The sequence below is a fragment of the Agrobacterium sp. MCAB5 genome, from assembly GCF_052114365.1.
Lineage (GTDB): Bacteria > Pseudomonadota > Alphaproteobacteria > Rhizobiales > Rhizobiaceae > Agrobacterium > Agrobacterium tumefaciens.
This window is the reverse complement of sequence record NZ_JBFREP010000036.1, coordinates 1-1233: the sequence shown is the minus strand read 5'-3', so window position 1 is coordinate 1233 and position 1233 is coordinate 1. Positions and strand designations below refer to the sequence as shown.

Below are 1233 nucleotides of genomic sequence, written 5' to 3'. Positions count from 1 at the left end.
ACTTAATACGGGTGACTGACGATATCGCTTTACCTTCCGTATTGTGCGGAAGATAAAGTCCGAAAGGTTCTTCTTTGGAGCGCCACCGCTCGGACACAGAAATAGACCCCTGGGTGACCGGCGGGATGGTGTTGGTAACAGGAGTAGGTTGATGAAGCGTCGCGGACCGGCGAAGCGCAATATACGTCAGTGGGTACATTTGCAAATTGTCATGACATTAAGTCTGACATTGCTCGGTGCATGCGCGAGTCGGCCGAGAGGCGTTCTTGAGCCGGTGGCAGCCAATCCGTCAGCCGCTCAAGTCGCGATGTTGGTCACCACTACTCGTGATCGGGCGGGAACGCGCGGCGAGATGTTTAGTGGCGAGCGAGCGCGCACTCCAACGTTCGCAGACATCACTGTCTCCATTCCACCTGAGACTGTTCGAAAGGCGGGTGAAGTTGCCTGGCCGCGGCGGCTCCCGGCAGATCCGGCGACGGATTTCGCAACACTGAAAGCGGATGAAATTGACAGTGGCGCAGCGGAAAGATGGTTAGGTAGTCATGTACGTAAAAGCGCGGACGGAAGCGTCCTCGTCTTTATCCACGGGTTCAATAACCATTTCGAGGATGCAGTCTTCCGCTTCGCGCAGATAGTTCACGACTCGAAAACCCGCAGCGTGCCGGTGCTGGCGACGTGGCCGTCRCGYGGGAGCCTGCTYGCYTATGGSTACGACCGCGAAAGCACGAACTWYACCCGCAATGCAGTAGAACACTTGTTCCAGTATTTGGCGCAGGACCCCGACGTCAAGGAGGTGTCGATCCTGGCACACTCGATGGGGAATTGGCTCGCGCTGGAGTCCTTGCGGCAGATGGCTATTCGAAACGATGGGCTCCCGAAAAAGTTCAAGAATGTGATGTTGGCGGCGCCGGATGTCGACGTCGACGTTTTCGGATCGCAGATCGCCGACATGGGTAGGCAACGACCGCATTTCACACTCTTTGTCTCCCGCGACGACCGTGCACTGGCTGTTTCCCGCCACGTCTGGGGAAATGTCTCCCGGTTGGGGGCGATCGATCCGGAGCAATCACCTTATAGAGAAGAGCTGGCAGCAAACGCGATCACTGTTATTGATCTCACCAAGATCGAGGCCGGCGACAGTCTGCACCACTCTAAATTTGCGGAATCGCCCGAAATCGTTCAGCTGATCGGCCGCCGCCTGTCCAAGGGGCAAACACTCACTGACAGTCGTCT

1 protein-coding gene is annotated in these 1233 nt (G+C 56.9%); it reads left to right on the top strand.

From position 1 onward, the window contains the following. Nucleotides 1-211 precede the first annotated feature (211 nt). Nucleotides 212-1233 (top strand): alpha/beta hydrolase (locus AB4Z23_RS27095; protein WP_441361134.1); only part of this gene is annotated, 1022 nt, incomplete at its 3' end.